Raw genomic sequence first — 15,083 nt, 5'->3', positions numbered from 1 at the left:
CGCCCCGCCGGGGCGGCCGACGATCGACAGGTGCCGACCCGCCAGCCGCCGGACGTTGCGCGGGCGATGATCCTGCCCCTCGCCCTGGCCCAGTTCATCTGCAGCTATGCCGGCACGGCGATGAACGTCGCCATCGCGCCCATGGCCCACGACCTGGGCACCACGGTCTTCGGCGTACAGACGGCCATCACGCTGTTCACGCTGACCATGGCGGCCCTGATGATCCCGGGCAGCAAGCTCACCGACGTGTGGGGGCGCAAGCGGTGCCTGGTGGCCGGGCTGGTGCTGTACGGCGCCGGCGCGCTGCTCGCCGCGGTCGCACCCGGCCTCGGCGTCATGATTCTCGGCAACGCGCTGCTGGAGGGCGTCGGCTCGGCGCTCATGATCCCGCCGATCTACATCCTCGTCACGGTGATGTCCCCGGACCTGGCCACCCGCGCGAAATACTTCGGCATCGTCAGCGGTGCCGGCGCGCTCGGCGCCGCCACCGGCCCGCTCATCGGCGGGGTGATCACCAGTCTGCTCAGTTGGCGGGCGTCGTTCCTGCTGCAGGTGCTCGTCATCGCGTGGATCGTCGTGCTGGTCCGCCGCCTGCCCGACCCCGCCCGCACCGGCCCGTCCCCGCGCTTCGACGTGATCGGCGCCCTGCTGTCCGCCGCCGGTCTGCTGCTCGTCGTGCTCGGCGTGCTGCAGTCCACCACCTACGGCTGGGGCGCCGCCCGGACCGACTTCGCCGTCGCCGGGCACGTCGTCATCGAACAGGGCGGCATCTCCCCGGTCTGGCTCTCGCTCGCCCTGGGCGCGCTGATGCTGGCCGCCTTCGCACTGCACCTGCGCCGCACCGAACGCCGCGGCCGCGAGCCGCTGCTGCACCTGCGCCTGTTCGGCAACCGGGCGGCGAACCTGGGCCTCGGCACGCAGGCGGTCCAGTGGCTGGTCATGCAGGGCACGTTCTTCGTCACCGCCGTCTACCTGCAGGACGCCCGCGGCTACGACGCCGTCATGACCGGGATCGTGCTCACCCCCGCCACCGCCGGCATCCTCGCCTCCTCGGCCGCCGCGGAACGCTTCGCCCGCCGCCGCAGCCAGCGCACCCTGATCGTCGCCGGCTTCGTCATGACCGTCACCGGCATGGCCCTGCTGCTCGCCCTGGTGCAGGGTGGACCCGGCGTCGCGCGCACCGTGCCGGGCCTGCTGCTCGCCGGCCTGGGCCTCGGCACCATGCTGACCGCCTCGGTGAACCTGGTGCAGTCCGCATTCCCCGACCGCGACCAGAGCGACATCTCCGGCCTGTCCCGCGCCGTGTCCAACCTCGGCTCGTCCCTCGGCACCGCCCTGGCCGGCTCGGTGATCGTGTCCGCCACCCATCCGGGTGGCCGCCCGTACGCCGCGTCATTGGTGGTCCTGGTCACCGTGGCGGTGATCGGCCTGATCCTGGCCGTCCTCCTGCCCCGCACCCCGCTCCCGCAGCCGCGCAGCGCGGCCGCCGCGGCAACAGGTTCACGGGAGGAATGATTCGCCCGGGTGAAGTATCTGAGCAGCTATCGTGACTGCGTGATCCGGATCGCGCACCGTGCGGGCAATACGCTGGCGGACCTGAGGGACGCGCTTGACGCCGGCGTCGACCTGGTCGAGGCCGATGTCAGGCTGTACCGGGGCGCGCTGGAGATGCGACATGCGAAGGCGCTCGGGCGGCGGCTGCTGTGGGAGCCGTGGCGCGACGTCACCCGGCGGCGGGACGTGCCGGTGCCGCTGCTGGCGGAGATCCTCACCACGGCGGCCGGGGACTCGCGGCTGATGCTCGACCTCAAGGGGCCGTGGCGGGCCGTCGCGCCGCGGACGGCGGAGGTGCTGCGGGAGGCGGCGCCGGGCGTGCCGGTGACCGTGTGCACGCGCGACTGGGGGATGCTCGACGCGTTCGAGGACCAGCCGCACATCCGGAGGGTCTACTCGGCGGGCAGCCGGCGGCAGCTCGAGCAGGTGCGGCAGCTGGTCAAGCGCCGGCGGGTCGACGGGCTGTCCATCCGGCTGAGCCTGCTCACCGCGGCCGTCGTCGCCGAGCTGCACCGGCACACGGACCTCATCATGGCGTGGTCGGTGGACACCGACGCCGAGCTGGCGCAGGCCCGCGCGGTGGGGGTGTCCGGCATCATCAGCAAGAGCCTGCCGCTGCTGCGGAGCCTCACGCCCGCGTGACGAAGGCGCGGTCCAGGACCACCGGCCAGGGAGTCCCGCCGCTGCGGAGCCTCACGCCCGCGTGACAAGGCCGGGCCTTCAGGACCACCGGCCAGGGAGTCCCGCTGCTGCGGAACCTCACGCCCGCGTGACGAAGGCCCGGGCCTCCAGGATCAGCGGCAGGCAGTCCTGCGCCGGGACCCGGACCCACTCGCGCATCGGCCGGCCGGGCCGCGGGGAGCACGGCAGGCCCGCCCCGGAGGCGATCAGCTCGGCCACCCGCGCCGCCGGAAGCTTCACGATCACGTCGTCGCCCGAGGTGAAGGCGTAGAACCGGCCGCCCGTCCGCAGGCCCGGGGAGTGCAGCATCCGGCCCTCCTCGTCGTCCGGGAACAGGTCCAGCAGGGGCGCGAAGTCGAACATGTCAGACCAGCTCCCTCAGCTCGGCGAGGCGTCGCGCGCGGTGGCGGCGCTCCGGGTCGGTGGCCGGGCCGTCGAGCGACGCGGTGAGCGCCGCGACGGCGTCGGCGTAGCGGCCGGCGCGGGCGAGCAGGTCGCCCCGGACCGCGTGCCAGCGTGGCGACGGCGGCAGGTCGGCGAGCAGCGCGAGACCGGCGTCGGTGCCGTCTGCCTCCGCCACCGCGACGGCACGGGCCAGGCCGACCGCCGGGCTCGGGGCGACGGACACGAGCAGGTCATACAGCCGGACGATCTCCGGCCAGTCGGTGCCGTCGTAGGAGGCGGCACGGGCGTGCTCCGCGGCGATGGCGGCCTGCAGCTGATACGCGTCCGCGCGCCGGGACGAGGCGTGCAGGGAGGCGTTGAGCAGCGCGATCCCACGGGCGATCGTCGCGCCGGACCAGCGGCTGCGGTCCTGGCGGTCGAGGGTGACCACGTCGCCGGAGGCCGACAGACGGGCCGGGCGGCGGGCCTCGGTGAGCAGCAGCAGCGCCAGGACGCCGGCCGGGGTCGGCTGGTCCGGGAGCAGGGTGTGCAGGAGCTCGGCGAGCCGGACCGCTTCGGCGCACGCGTCGACGTCGACGGCCGAGCCGCCGTCGACCGGGGCGTGGCCGGCGGTGTAGAGGCTGTGGATGACGGCGCAGACGGCCGGCAGCCGGTCGGGGAACTCGTCCGGCGGCGGCACCCGGTACGGGATGCGCGCCGCCGCGATCTTCTGCCTGGCCCTGGTGAGGCGCTTCTCGGTGGCGGCCTCCGTGGTGAGCAGGACGCCGGCGATCTGCGCGGGGGACAGGCCGCACAGGGTGCGCAGCGCGAGGGCGACCTGGGTCGGCGGGGACAGGGTCGGGTGGCAGCAGGTGAAGATGAGGCGCAGCAGATCGTCGTGCACGACGGCGTCGGACGGCAGGTCCGACCGGGCCAGGTCGATCATCCGGCCGCCCTCCTCTTCCTTGCCGCGGCGGGCCTGCTCGCGGCGCAGGATGTCGATGGCCTTGCGCCGGGCGGTGACGGTGAGCCAGGCGCGCGGTTGCGGCGGCACACCGGACACCGGCCAGGCGGCGAGCGCCGCGACGACCGCTTCCTGGACGGCGTCCTCCGCGATCTGCACGTCGCCGACGGTCCGGATCAGGGTCGCGAGGATCCGCGCCCCCTCGACCCGGACCGTCTCGGCGACCGCCTCAACCGTCACTTGGCCACGATGACCGGGCGGACCTCGACGGCCCCGCCCCACGCCGCCGGGATCTCGGCGGCGACCGCGACCGCCTCGTCCAGGTCGGCGGCCTCGATCAGGTAGTAACCGGTCAGGGCCTCCTTGGTCTCGGCGTAGGGGCCGTCGGTCGTGACGACGCGGCCGCCGCGGGCGCCCTCGACCCGGACCACCGTGGCGGTGGCGGTGGGGTGCAGCACGGCGCTGGCGCGGAGGCTGCCGGCGTGGTCGACCGCGAACCGGCGATACTCGGCGAGCTCGGCGGCCTGCTCGGGCGCCCACCAGTCGACATCGGCGGTGTACGTCAGGGCGAGATACTGCGGCATCGGACCGCTCCTTCCGCGGGGCCGGGGTGGCCCCTCAACCATGGAACGAACAGGAGGTATGGGAAAAGGACATGCCAGGAAGGACAGGTCAGCGCGGGCGGGTCAGACCGAGGTCGTAGGCGAAGATGACGGCCTGGATCCGGTCGCGGGCGCCGACCTTCGCCAGGACCCGCCCGACGTGCGTCTTGACCGTCGACTCGGACAGCACGAGCCGCTCCGCGATCTCCCCGTTGGTCCAGCCGTGCCCGATGGCGACGAGGATCTCCCGCTCGCGCTCGGTGAGTGCCGCCAGGCGCGGATCGGGCCCGGCCGGGGAGCCGCCGAGGTGGGGCGCGAACGCGTCGAGGAGCCGGCGGGTGAGCGCGGGCGCGATGACCGCGTCACCCGCGGCGACCGCGCGGATGCCGGCCAGGAGCTCCTCCGGGTGGGCATCCTTGAGCAGGAAGCCGCTGGCGCCGGCCCGCAGCGCCGCGTGCGCGTATTCGTCGAGGTCGAACGTGGTGAGCATGAGGATGCGGGAGCGCCCGCCGGCCTCCACGATCCGCCGGGTCGCCTCGATGCCGTCCATGCCGGGCATTCGCACGTCCATCAGCACCACGTCGGGACGCAGGTCGGTGGTGCGGCGCACCGCCTCGGCGCCGTTGCCGGCCTCGCCGACGACGTCGGTGTCCGGGTTGCTCTCCAGCAGCATGCGGAAGCCCAGCCGCTGCAGTGGCTGGTCGTCCACGATGAGCACGGTGATCATGGGTCGTCGCTCTCCACGGCTGGGCGCAGGTCCAGGTCGGCCTCGACGCTCCATCCTCCCCCCGGAGAGGGCCCGGCGGTCACGGTCCCGCCATACATCGCGGCGCGCTCCCGCATCCCGATCAGGCCGTGGCCGGGCTCGTGGTCCGTCTGGAGCGTGCCGTTGTCGCGGACGGTGATCCGCAGCCGGTCGCCGTCGACCCGCAGGTCCAGGCGCACCGAGGTGTCCGTCCCGGCGTGCTTGAGCGTGTTGGTGAGCGCCTCCTGCACGATCCGGTAGGCGGCCAGCTGGACGCCGGTGTCGAGCGCGTCGAGGTTTCCGCTGCTGCGGTATTCGACCCGGGGCCCGGCGGCCCGGACCTGCTGGCACAGCGGATCGAGGTCGGCCAGGCCGGGCTGCGGGCTCAGGTCGGGCTCGTCGGCCTGCTCCCGCAGCACGCCGAGCATGCGGCGCAGCTCGGCGAGGGACCGGCGGCCGGTGTCGCCGATCAGCTGCAGCGCCTCCTTGCTGCGTGCGGGCGCGGTGTCGGCGGCATACGCACCGCCGTCGGCGAGCGTGACGATGACCGACAGGCTGTGCCCGACGATGTCGTGCATCTCGCGCGCGACGCGGGTGCGCTCGGTGGCCGCGGCGAGCCGGCTGCGCTGATCGCGCTCGATCTCCAGCTGCACGGCCCGCTCCCGCAGCGTGGCCAGCTGCGCGCGGCGCAGCCGGATCGCGAGACCCAGGGCGACGGCGGCGGTGCCGAAGACGGCGAGGCCGAACATGGCGTCCCAGGTCCCGATCGCGTCCGCCAGCCGGACCACGACCAGCACGTAGGCCACGAGCAGGATCGGCGCGGCCCACGGCAGGCGGCGCAGCGAGCCGTGCAGCACGAGGTTGTACAACGCGACCAGCACCGCGACGTCGGCCCGGAACATGATCCCCGCGGCCCACTGGACGATGAAGACCGCCAGCACGGCATGGAACGCGAGGACCGGGGACCGGCGCCGCCAGTACAGCGGCAGCAGCAGCGCGGCCTGCAGCAGCAGCATCTGCGGCGCGGGGAGATCGGTCCACGAGATCGGAGGGCCGTCGCCGTCCTGGCGGTCGCCGATGTCGGGGGCGCCGAACGCCAGGAAGAGCAGCAGCACGCCGCCGGCGTCCAGCACCCAGCGGTGCCGCGCGTCCCACTGCCGCACGCGGTGGGTGAGGCGCAGCACCGTGGTCGCCCACGGGTGCCCGACGTCCTGGATGCTCACGGGTCCATTCTCCCGATACCCACTGACAAAAACGCCCCGGTTGATCAGGCGTCGGCGCGCTTGAGGCGGTACGCCGCACCGCCGAGCGCGAGCGCCGTCCAGCCGAGCAGGACCAGCAGCCCGGCGCCCGCCGACAGCGTGCCCGCCGGGTGGTGCAGCGCGAAGATCGACTCGCCGGCATTGCCCGGCAGGTACGGCGTGACCTCGGTCCGCCACGCCCTCGGCAGCAGCGACATCAGGCCCGGCACCAGCAGGAACGCGCCGACCAGCGCGGAGATCCCGCCGGCGGAGGAGCGCAGCAGCGCGCCGAGCGCGACCCCGATGACCCCGACCAGGCCCAGGTACAGCCCGACGCCGAACAGGCTCGCCACGACGCCGTCGTCGGAGAAGCTCATCCCGGCGTCGGTGCCGGACAGGATGCCGCTGCTGATCGCGAAGGTGATGAACACGCCGGTGACGCCGACGGCGAAGGCGACCGCGCCGTACACGGCGGCCTTGGCCCACAGCACCGGCAGCCGGCGCGGGACGGCCGCGAGCGTGGAGCGGATCATGCCGGTGGTGTACTCGCCGGAGGTCGTCAGGACGCCGAGGACGCCGAGCGCGATCAGCGCGAACGGCACCCCGAAGATGGCGAGGCTGTGCGCGGTCGCGCCGGCCAGGTCGTCGTCGAGCGGCTTGCCGGAGGCGGTGCTGGACTTGAACTGCAGCGTGGCGATCGTGCCGATCGCGAGCAGGAGCAGCAGCGCGATCCCGAGGGTGATCCAGGTCGAGCGCAGCGACCACAGCTTCGCCCACTCGGCGCGGGCGACCCGCCGGCCGGTGACCTTGAGCCCGGCCGGGACGGTCCTCGGCTGCGCAGGCCGGGTTTCGGTGATGGTCATGCTGCCCTCACAGAGGTGTGGTACTCGACGGCGTCCTTGGTCAGTTCCATGAAGGCCTCCTCGAGGGAGACCGCCTTGCCGGTGAGCTCGTAGAGGGCGATGCCGTGCGCGGCGGCCCTGATCCCGATCTCGCGGGCCGGCAGCCCGGTCACCTGCAACTGCTCCGACCCGGGCCGGCCGGTGATGCCGACGCCGGGCCCGGCCAGGACCTGGCGCAGGCGCCCCGGGTCGGCGCTGGCGACGACGACGGTGTCGCCGCCGGCGTCGCGGACGAGGTCCTGCACGGTGGTGTCGGCGAGGACCCGGCCGCGGCCGACGATGATGAGGTGGTCCGCGACGAGGGCCATCTCGCTCATCAGGTGCGAGGAGAGGAAGACGGTGCGTCCCTCGGCGGCCAGCCCGGTCAGCAGCTGCCGGATCCACAGGACACCCTCGGGGTCCAGGCCGTTCACGGGCTCGTCGAGCATGATCGTCTGCGGGTCGCCGAGCAGTGCCGCCGCGATGCCGAGCCGCTGGCCCATGCCGAGGGAGAACGCGCCGGCCCGCTTGCGGGCCACCGGCTGCAGGCCGGTCAGCTCGATCACCTCCGACACCCGGGCGCGGGAGATGCCGTGCGTGTGGGCGAGGACCATCAGGTGGTCGAACGCGGACCGGCCCGGGTGGATCGAGCGGGCCTCCAGCAGCGCGCCGACTTCGCGCAGGGGCGCGGTGTGCTGGGCGTACCGGCGGCCGTTGACCGTCACCGAACCGGACGTCGGTGCGTCCAGGCCGACGATCATCCGCATCGTGGTGGACTTGCCGGCGCCGTTCGGCCCCAGGAACCCCGTCACCGCGCCGGGCCGGACCGTGAAGTCCACGCCGGCCACGGCCGTCTTGTCGCCGTACCGTTTCGTCAACCGCCGCGCTTCGATCATCAACGCCCCCAAGTGCTTGAAGAACCGTGTGCCTTGAACGCTAGGCACGCGACCGGGGTATTCCGTGGTACCTCGGTCCGATCTCCGGCCAGGGGAGTGGTACCGCGGTACCAGACCGCTTTTGGCAGAAAGTTCGAAGGTGATTCCCAGAAATCGCGGTTACGTTGAGGTCATGCGCCCGATCGGGAGGCCCCCGGAGGCACCACGCGACCTGCAGGTCGAGTTCGAACCCCAAGGCGACGTGCTGGCTCACGGCGACGGCCAGACCCGGCCGCCGCGTCAATGGCCCAAGCTGCCGCAGTGGCCGGCGCCCCGGCGCGGCGTGCTGCTCGGCATCGCGGTGGTCCTCGCCCTGGTGCTGACCGCGTTCATCGCCTTCCAGGCCGGCTCCAGCGGCTCCGATCCCGCCGCCGCGCGGCCGTCGGCATCGCCGTCGCCGTCCGCGTCGGGACCGCCGACAATCGCGCAGATCTACGCGTCGGTGGCGCCGTCGGTCGTCACGATCCAGGCCCTCGACGGCGACAAGGTCGCCGCGACCGGCACCGGCGTGGTCGCCAGCGCCGAAGGGATCATCCTGACCGCCAACCACGTGATCGCGGGCGCCGGCGGCATCCGGGTCGTGTTCGCCGACGGCACCCAGGCCACGGCGAAGGTCGCCCAGGCCGACCCGGCGATGGACATCGCCGCGCTGGCCCCCGAGTCCCTGCCCGACGTGCTCGTGCCCGCCGTCTTGGGCAACTCCGGCCGGCTCGCCGTCGGCAACACCGTGGTCGCCGTCGGCAACCAGCTCGGCCTGACCAGCAGCGCGACCGCCGGCGTCATCTCCGGCCTGGACCGCACCGCGACGAACCCCGACGGCACCAAGCTCACCGGCCTCATCCAGTTCGACGCAGCGGTGAACCCCGGCAGCTCCGGCGGGCCGCTCGTCAACGCCAAGGGCGAGACGATCGCGATCGTCGTGGCCCTGGCCAACCCGACGTCCGCCGGCACGTTCGTCGGGGTGGGCTTCGCCGTCCCGATCGGTGCCGCCCTCGGCGCGGGCGGCGGAGACCAGGCACCACAGCAGTGAACACCCGCTCGCAGACGTAAGGACGATACGTGGACACACCATCCGAAAATGGCATCACGGGCGCCGTCGAACAGGTCCTGTACGAGGTCAAGAAGACCATCGTCGGCCAGGACGCGCTGCTGGAACGGCTCATGGTCGCGCTGCTGTCCCGCGGGCACATCCTCGTCGAGGGCGTCCCGGGCCTGGCGAAGACCCTGGCCGTGAAGGCCCTCGCCGCGGCCATCGGCGGGCAGTTCCACCGCGTCCAGTTCACGCCCGACCTGGTGCCGGCCGACATCGTCGGCACCCGCGTCTACCACCAGCTCAGCGGCGAGTTCCAGGTGTCGCTCGGGCCGGTCTTCACCAACCTGCTGCTGGCCGATGAGATCAACCGGGCCCCGGCGAAGGTGCAGAGCGCGCTGCTGGAGGTCATGCAGGAGCAGCAGGTGACCATCGGCCGGGAGACGCACCACATCCCGCGGCCGTTCCTGGTGATGGCCACCCAGAACCCGATCGAGTCCGAGGGCACGTATCCGCTGCCCGAGGCGCAGGTCGACCGGTTCATGATGAAGGTCGTCGTCGGTTACCCCAGCCCGACGGAGGAGTTCGTCATCGTCGAGCGGGCCATCTCCCCGCTGCCGCTGCTGCAGGCGATCGTCGACCCGGCCCGGCTGATCGAGATGCAGGGCCAGGTCGAGCAGGTCTACGTCGATCCGTCGCTGATCGAGTACTCCGTCCGCCTCGCCAACGCGACCCGCCGGCCGGAGGAGGTCGGGCAGGGCGACCTCGCCCGCTACATCAGCTTCGGCGCCAGCCCCCGCGCCTCGATCAACCTGGTCCTCGCCGCGCGGGCCCTCGCGTTCATCCGCGGCCGCGACTACGTCATCCCGCGCGACCTCACCGAGCTGGCCCTCGACGTGTTCCGGCACCGGCTCGTGCTGTCCTACGAGGCGCTGTCCGACGACGTCACCGCCGACACGATCCTCACCCGGGTCCTGACGGCGCTGCCGGTGCCGGTCCCGGTCAGCAGCGGAAGCCGCTGACAATGGCGAGCGCACCCGACCGCCTGCTGCGGCGCCTGGAGTGGCAGGTGATCCGCCGGCTCGACGGGCAGCTGCAGGGCGCCTACCGCACCGTGTTCCGCGGCAGCGGCATCGACTTCGCCGACCTGCGGGAGTACACGCACGAGGACGATGTCCGGCACATCGACTGGAACGTGACGGCGCGGCTGGACGAGCCGTACGTGCGGCAGTACACCGAGGACCGCGAGCTCACCGCCTGGCTGGTGCTGGACCTGTCGGCGTCGATGCGGTTCGGCGGCGCGGTGCGTGGCAAGGACTCGGTGCTCGCCGAGCTGGCGGTCTGCCTGGCCCGGCTCTTCACCCAGGGCGGCAACCGGATCGGCGCGGTCCTCTACGACAACGACCTGCAGCGGGTCGTCCCGCCGCGCACCGGGCGCACCCACGTGCTGCGGCTCGCCCACGAAATCACCAAGGCGACCGCCGAGTCCCGGAAAACCACGAGCGCCACCGACGTCGACGGCATGCTGCGGCTGGCCGCCGCCCAGGCCCGCCGGCGCAGCCTGGTCTTCGTCATCTCGGACTTCCTGAGTGGTGACGAGGTGAACTGGGAGGACTCACTGCTGCGGCTCACCCACCGGCACGAGGTGGTCGCGATCCGGGTCGTCGACCCGATGGAGCTGGACCTGCCCGACCTGGGCCTGGTCCTGGTGGAGGACGCCGAGACCGGCGAGCAGGTCCTCGTCGACACCAGCGACCCGATGTTCCAGCAGCGGCTGCGCGAGGAGGTCGACGGCCGCGAGGGTGTGCTGGCCGCCGCGATGCGCCGGGCCAGGGTGACGCCGCACCTGGTCTCCACCGACCAGGACCCGCTGCTCGCCCTCGTCGAGATGGTGCGCTGGTCGAAGCGGCGGCGGGCATGAGCTTTCAGCATCCGGCGCTGCTGGTCGTTGGCATCCTCGTGGCGGTCGCCCTGGCGGTGGGGTATTGGTGGCTGCAGCGGCAACGCGCGCAAGCGTTACAAACTGCCGGGCTCGCGACGAACCGGGACGGGTTCCGGCGGCACCTGCCGCCGGTGCTGTTCCTGGCCGCGCTGACCCTGCTGCTGCTGTCCACCGCCCGGCCCCAGGCCGATCTCCCGGTCGCCAGAGCCGCCGGCACCGTCATCCTCGCCTTCGACGTGTCCAACAGCATGGCCGCCGAGGACGTCGCGCCGTCCAGGCTCGCCGCGGCCCAGCAGGCCGCGATCGAGTTCGCCGAGGCGCAACCGGACAGCGTCAGCATCGGCGTGGTCGCGTTCGACCAGGGCGCGCTCACCACCCAGCAGCCGTCGGAGGACCACGCCGCGACGGTCGCCGCGATCAAACGGCTCCAGATCAACGGCGGCACGTCCCTCGGCCAGGCGATCCTCGCCTCGCTGACCGTCATCGCCGGCAAACCGGCGCAACTGCCGGAAGAGGGGCAGCCGGCCGCGGACCTCGGGTACTGGGGCAACGCCACGATCGTGCTCCTGTCCGACGGCGAGGACACCGGCGGGCCCGACGCCGTGGCCGCCGCCCAACTCGCCGCCAAGGCCGGCGTGCACATCGAGACCGTCGGCGTCGGCACCGTCGACGGCGCCACTGTCGAGGTCGACGGCTTCCAGGTCGCGACGTCGCTGGACGAGGAACTGCTGACCGAGGTCGCGCAGACCACGACCGGCTCGTATCACCGGGCCGAGAACGCCAAGGCGCTCCACGACGTCTACGAGCAGCTGGACCTGCGGCTCACCACCCAGGTGAAGCCGGTCGAGCTGACCGGTGCCGCCGCCGTGATCGCCGTGCTGCTGCTGACCATCGGAGGCATACTGATGACCACCTGGTTCGGACGGATCGTCTGATGTCACTGCACTGGCCGTGGGCCCTCGTCGCGCTGCTGGCGTTTCCGTTGCTGCTCGCCGTGCGCTGGTGGACGCGCCGCCGCAAGCGCCGCGCCGCGGTCCGGCTGCCGAGCGTCGCGCTGATCCGGGCGGCCCTGCCGGGTCGCACCTCGTGGAAGCGCCGCATCCCGCTGTGGTTGTTCGCCGCCGGGCTGCTCGTGACCGGCACCGCCGCGGCCCGCCCGGAGGCGTCGGTGGTCGTGCCCGACAGCGCCGCGACGATCATCCTGGCGATGGACGTGTCCGGCTCGATGTGCTCCACCGACGTGTCGCCGAACCGGCTGACCGCCGCGCAGAAGGCGGCCCGCGAGTTCATCAAGGACCACGACGGCAACCAGAAGATCGGTCTGGTCGCGTTCTCCGGCATCGCGGGCCTGGTCGTACCCCCGACAACCGACACAAAACAGCTCCTGGACGCGATCGACGCCCTGCGGACGTCCCGTGGCACCGCGATCGGCCTGGCCATCCTCGCCTCCATCGACGCGATCGCCGAGATCAACCCCGACGTCCCACCGACCGGCGTCGAGGTGCCCGACGACGGCACCGCCACCGGCGACTACGAGCCCGACACGATCGTCGTGCTCACCGACGGCCGCAACACCGACGGCGTCGACCCGATGACGGCCGCGGCCGCCGCCGAGGCCCGCCGCCTGCGGGTCTACACGATCGGCTTCGGCACCGCGAACCCGTCCCCGATGGTCTGCTCCAGCGACCAGATCAGCGGCGGCACCCAGTTCCGCGGCGGCCCCGGCGGCCAGTTCGGCGGCCGTGGCCGGTTCCAGGACATGGACGAGGGCACGCTGACCAAGGTCGCCGAGACCACCGGCGGCAAGTACTTCAAGGCCGAGGACGCCGAGTCGCTCGGCGACGTGCTGCGCGACCTGCCCAGCCAGGTCACCCTGCAGCGCAAGAAGACCGAACTGACCTCGTGGTTCGCCTTGGCAGGAGCGGCGTTGGTACTGCTGGCCGTCGGTCTCGCCCAGTGGTGGAACCGGACCCGGCTCCCCGCCCGCCCTCGCTCTTCCCCGCAATAGGAGTACGCTCCGCGACCGTGCCCCGTCGTCACCTCAGGCCCCGCCGCTGGGCGCCGCCGCGCGCGGTTCCGGATCCCGGCCCGACCGCCCCGCTGGTGGTCGCCCGGCTGCTGCACACCGGCGGGCACGGCCCCGAGGACGTCATGTTCGATCCGTACGGGTACGTGGTCACCGGGACCGGCGACGGGCGGATCCTCCGCCTCGGCCCCGGCGGCAGCCAGACGGTCGCCGGCGACACCGGCGGGCGCCCCCTGGGCGTGCAGCCGTGCGCCGACGGCAGCGTCCTGGTCTGCGACCACGACCGCGGCCTGCTGCGGGTGGCGCCCGACGGCACCGTCGAGGTGCTCGTCGACGAGGTCGACGGGTCGCCGCTCACCTTCGCCAGCAACGTGGTCGAGGCACCCGACGGGACCATCTGGTTCACCACGTCGACGACCCGGTGGAGCGTCGAACACCACCTGGGCGACATGTTCGAGCACACCTGCACCGGCCGCCTGATCCGCCGCGACCCCGACGGCACCGTCACCACCGTGCTGGGCGACCTGAAGTTCGCCAACGGCCTGGTCCTCGCCCCCGACGGCACGCACCTGCTGTTCGCCGAGACCTCCGGGTACCGGATCTCGCGCTACTGGCCGGACGGACGCGTCGAGCCGTTCGCGGAGAACCTGCCGGGCTTCCCGGACAACATGAGCCTCGGCAGCGACGGCCTGCTGTGGGTCGCCATCGCCGCCCCGCGCAACGCGCTGCTGGACCGGCTCCTGCCGCTGCCCGGCTTCCTGCGGCTCCTGGTCTGGAACCTGCCCGCCGCGCTGCGCCCCAGGGCGACCCCGATCGCCTGGGTCATGGCGTTCGACCTCGACGGCCGCCTGGTCCACGACCTGCGCACCAGCGACGGCTCCTACGGTTTCGTCACCTCGGTCGCCGAACACAACGGCACCGTGGTCGTCGGCAGCCTCACCCGCGACGACGTCGCCGTCCTGGAGCCCCCGGCCCGCAGATGATCGACCGGCCAGAAGTGGCGGGCGGCCTCAGCGCAGGATGAGCCGGATGCCGGCGTCGAAGGCGTGCCGGGCGGTGAGGCCCTGTTCGTTGAACTCGGTGAGGGCCCGGGCGATGGTCGGGAAACGGGCGGCGAAGGCCGCGGCGGTGGCCGGGTCCATCCGGCTCGCGCCGGTGGACTCCTGCTCCTCGATGACCCGGCCGTAGGTGAAGTGCAGCGCGGTGAACACCCGGCCGGCGGCGTCGGTCAGGGCCAGTCCCGACGCGACGGCCCCCGCCAGCGCCGTCTCGGCGAGGCGCCCGAGGGTCTGGGTGTGCTGGGGGCGGGCGCCGGTGACCACGCGTGCGCCGTCGGGGTAGGCGAGCATCGCGTCGCGCAGCCGGTGCAGCAGGTCGGCGAACCACTCCGGCCACGGCCGGGCGCCGTCGTACGGCGGGAGTTCGGCGAACTGCTCGGTGAGGATCGCCTCGGCCACCGCCTCGAGCAGTTCCTGCTTGCCGGCGAAGCGCCAGTAGATGGCCGGTGCCTTGACGTTCAACCGGGCCGTCAGCTTGCGGAAGGTGACGCCATCGAGTCCCTCCTCGCGCAGCAGCTGCACGGCGGCCTGCGTGATCGTCGCGGTGTCCAATGCCATAGCCGTTGACTCTATAACGCCGTTACAGCTAACCTGGCACAGGTTCCTATAACGCCGTTACAGACCGGAGGACGTCATGTACCAACCCCTCGTCGACGCCATGCAGACCTATCTGGAGGCCGGTGCCGCGATGGACCTCGACCGGCTGGGCGCCTGCTACGACACCGACTTCCAGAACCTGCGCATCGACCTGGCGGGGCAGGTCGTGCCCATCACGAAGGACCAGTTCATGCGGCGCTTCAGCGACATGAAGGCGCGCGGCCTGGCGCTGGAGCCGGCCGACGACGCCACCTTCCCGGCCACCACGACCTTCGGCGATTTCGGCACGATCGTCATGCGGCGCGTCAAGGAGGACCGGCCCGTGCTCTACGCCTTCGTCTGGCGCATGGTCGACGGCCGGCCCACCACCATCCTGCGTGAGTTCACGTTCGAACACGACCTCACATACCTGCTCCAGCTGATGCAGGGTGCACCGCGATGAG

General features: G+C 72.6%; 17 protein-coding genes. 9 read left to right on the top strand and 8 right to left on the bottom strand.

Annotation, left to right across the window (positions count from 1 at the left end; genetic code table 11):
• Positions 1–30: 30 nt before the first annotated feature.
• Positions 31–1,515, top strand: a complete 1,485-nt coding sequence (locus ACFPIJ_RS40000) for an MFS transporter (protein ID WP_380123443.1) — start codon at positions 31–33, stop codon at positions 1,513–1,515.
• A 39-nt stretch (positions 1,516–1,554) separates the two neighbouring features.
• Positions 1,555–2,196 (top strand): glycerophosphodiester phosphodiesterase, encoded by a 642-nt coding sequence (locus ACFPIJ_RS39995; protein WP_380123441.1) that lies wholly within the window; start codon positions 1,555–1,557, stop codon positions 2,194–2,196.
• 117 nt (positions 2,197–2,313) lie between these two features.
• Here the strand turns inward: ACFPIJ_RS39995 and ACFPIJ_RS39990 are convergent, their stop codons facing one another.
• The 7 genes from ACFPIJ_RS39990 to ACFPIJ_RS39960 form a co-directional block, all read right to left on the bottom strand.
• The gene (locus ACFPIJ_RS39990) at positions 2,314–2,598 is read right to left on the bottom strand and encodes a hypothetical protein (protein WP_380123440.1); all 285 of its coding nucleotides are present in this window, start codon (positions 2,596–2,598) and stop codon (positions 2,314–2,316) included.
• A 1-nt stretch (position 2,599) separates the two neighbouring features.
• Positions 2,600–3,823 carry an RNA polymerase sigma factor gene (locus tag ACFPIJ_RS39985; RefSeq protein WP_380123438.1) on the bottom strand — a complete coding sequence of 408 codons (1,224 nt, stop codon included), beginning with the start codon at positions 3,821–3,823 and terminating at the stop codon, positions 2,600–2,602.
• Positions 3,820–4,167, bottom strand: coding sequence for a YciI family protein (locus tag ACFPIJ_RS39980; protein WP_203853420.1), 348 nt, complete (start codon positions 4,165–4,167; stop codon positions 3,820–3,822). The genes ACFPIJ_RS39985 and ACFPIJ_RS39980 overlap by 4 nt, the downstream gene beginning before the upstream one ends.
• 88 nt (positions 4,168–4,255) lie before the next feature.
• A complete protein-coding gene (locus ACFPIJ_RS39975) occupies positions 4,256–4,912 on the bottom strand; it encodes a response regulator (protein ID WP_380123436.1) in 657 nt (218 codons plus the stop codon).
• Positions 4,909–6,153: a sensor histidine kinase gene (locus ACFPIJ_RS39970; RefSeq protein WP_380123434.1), complete on the bottom strand. Its 1,245-nt coding sequence runs from the start codon at positions 6,151–6,153 to the stop codon at positions 4,909–4,911. The genes ACFPIJ_RS39975 and ACFPIJ_RS39970 overlap by 4 nt, the downstream gene beginning before the upstream one ends.
• Positions 6,154–6,197: 44 nt before the next feature.
• The gene (locus tag ACFPIJ_RS39965) at positions 6,198–7,034 is read right to left on the bottom strand and encodes an ABC-2 transporter permease (RefSeq protein ID WP_380123432.1); all 837 of its coding nucleotides are present in this window, start codon (positions 7,032–7,034) and stop codon (positions 6,198–6,200) included.
• Positions 7,031–7,948, bottom strand: coding sequence for an ABC transporter ATP-binding protein (locus tag ACFPIJ_RS39960; protein WP_380123431.1), 918 nt, complete (start codon positions 7,946–7,948; stop codon positions 7,031–7,033). Before ACFPIJ_RS39960 ends, ACFPIJ_RS39965 begins: the two co-directional genes overlap by 4 nt.
• A 172-nt stretch (positions 7,949–8,120) precedes the next feature.
• Between ACFPIJ_RS39960 and ACFPIJ_RS39955 the strand changes: the two genes are divergently transcribed.
• From ACFPIJ_RS39955 to ACFPIJ_RS39930, 6 genes are read left to right on the top strand one after another with little or no spacing between them, the layout of a single operon-like run.
• Positions 8,121–9,017, top strand: a complete 897-nt coding sequence (locus ACFPIJ_RS39955) for a S1C family serine protease (RefSeq protein ID WP_380123429.1) — start codon at positions 8,121–8,123, stop codon at positions 9,015–9,017.
• A gap of 29 nt (positions 9,018–9,046) precedes the next feature.
• The gene (locus ACFPIJ_RS39950) at positions 9,047–10,039 is read left to right on the top strand and encodes an AAA family ATPase (RefSeq protein ID WP_380123427.1); all 993 of its coding nucleotides are present in this window, start codon (positions 9,047–9,049) and stop codon (positions 10,037–10,039) included.
• 2 nt (positions 10,040–10,041) lie between these two features.
• Positions 10,042–10,938 (top strand): DUF58 domain-containing protein, encoded by an 897-nt coding sequence (locus ACFPIJ_RS39945; protein ID WP_380123425.1) that lies wholly within the window; start codon positions 10,042–10,044, stop codon positions 10,936–10,938.
• Positions 10,935–11,894 (top strand): VWA domain-containing protein, encoded by a 960-nt coding sequence (locus ACFPIJ_RS39940; RefSeq protein WP_380123423.1) that lies wholly within the window; start codon positions 10,935–10,937, stop codon positions 11,892–11,894. The genes ACFPIJ_RS39945 and ACFPIJ_RS39940 overlap by 4 nt, the downstream gene beginning before the upstream one ends.
• A complete protein-coding gene (locus tag ACFPIJ_RS39935; RefSeq protein ID WP_380123421.1) occupies positions 11,894–12,967 on the top strand; it encodes a vWA domain-containing protein in 1,074 nt (357 codons plus the stop codon). The genes ACFPIJ_RS39940 and ACFPIJ_RS39935 overlap by 1 nt, the downstream gene beginning before the upstream one ends.
• 17 nt (positions 12,968–12,984) lie before the next feature.
• Complete coding sequence (locus tag ACFPIJ_RS39930) at positions 12,985–13,968, top strand: SMP-30/gluconolactonase/LRE family protein (protein ID WP_380123419.1); 984 nt, start codon at positions 12,985–12,987, stop codon at positions 13,966–13,968.
• Between the two features lie 27 nt (positions 13,969–13,995).
• Here ACFPIJ_RS39930 and ACFPIJ_RS39925 read toward each other — a convergent pair whose 3' ends face one another.
• Positions 13,996–14,601, bottom strand: a complete 606-nt coding sequence (locus ACFPIJ_RS39925) for a TetR family transcriptional regulator (protein ID WP_380123418.1) — start codon at positions 14,599–14,601, stop codon at positions 13,996–13,998.
• 76 nt (positions 14,602–14,677) lie between these two features.
• On the opposite strand from ACFPIJ_RS39925, the gene ACFPIJ_RS39920 reads away from it, so the two are divergent.
• Positions 14,678–15,082: a hypothetical protein gene (locus ACFPIJ_RS39920; RefSeq protein WP_380123416.1), complete on the top strand. Its 405-nt coding sequence runs from the start codon at positions 14,678–14,680 to the stop codon at positions 15,080–15,082.
• Position 15,083: the final 1 nt, after the last annotated feature.

It is taken from the genome of Dactylosporangium cerinum (assembly GCF_042653625.1).
In the GTDB taxonomy this organism is placed as follows: Bacteria; Actinomycetota; Actinomycetes; order Mycobacteriales; family Micromonosporaceae; genus Dactylosporangium; species Dactylosporangium cerinum.
Note: the sequence above shows the minus strand (reverse complement) of the source record. Positions and strands in the feature narration are given on the sequence as shown.

Coding starts and splice junctions, on each gene's coding strand:
- ACFPIJ_RS39990 (WP_380123440.1), bottom strand. CDS start 2,598: ATGTTCGACTTCGCGCCCCTGCTGGACCTGTTCCCGGACGACGAGGAG.
- ACFPIJ_RS39980 (WP_203853420.1), bottom strand. CDS start 4,167: ATGCCGCAGTATCTCGCCCTGACGTACACCGCCGATGTCGACTGGTGG.
- ACFPIJ_RS39975 (WP_380123436.1), bottom strand. CDS start 4,912: ATGATCACCGTGCTCATCGTGGACGACCAGCCACTGCAGCGGCTGGGC.
- ACFPIJ_RS39965 (WP_380123432.1), bottom strand. CDS start 7,034: ATGACCATCACCGAAACCCGGCCTGCGCAGCCGAGGACCGTCCCGGCC.
- ACFPIJ_RS39960 (WP_380123431.1), bottom strand. CDS start 7,948: ATGATCGAAGCGCGGCGGTTGACGAAACGGTACGGCGACAAGACGGCC.
- ACFPIJ_RS39955 (WP_380123429.1), top strand. CDS start 8,121: ATGCGCCCGATCGGGAGGCCCCCGGAGGCACCACGCGACCTGCAGGTC.
- ACFPIJ_RS39945 (WP_380123425.1), top strand. CDS start 10,042: ATGGCGAGCGCACCCGACCGCCTGCTGCGGCGCCTGGAGTGGCAGGTG.
- ACFPIJ_RS39940 (WP_380123423.1), top strand. CDS start 10,935: ATGAGCTTTCAGCATCCGGCGCTGCTGGTCGTTGGCATCCTCGTGGCG.
- ACFPIJ_RS39935 (WP_380123421.1), top strand. CDS start 11,894: ATGTCACTGCACTGGCCGTGGGCCCTCGTCGCGCTGCTGGCGTTTCCG.
- ACFPIJ_RS39925 (WP_380123418.1), bottom strand. CDS start 14,601: ATGGCATTGGACACCGCGACGATCACGCAGGCCGCCGTGCAGCTGCTG.
- ACFPIJ_RS39920 (WP_380123416.1), top strand. CDS start 14,678: ATGTACCAACCCCTCGTCGACGCCATGCAGACCTATCTGGAGGCCGGT.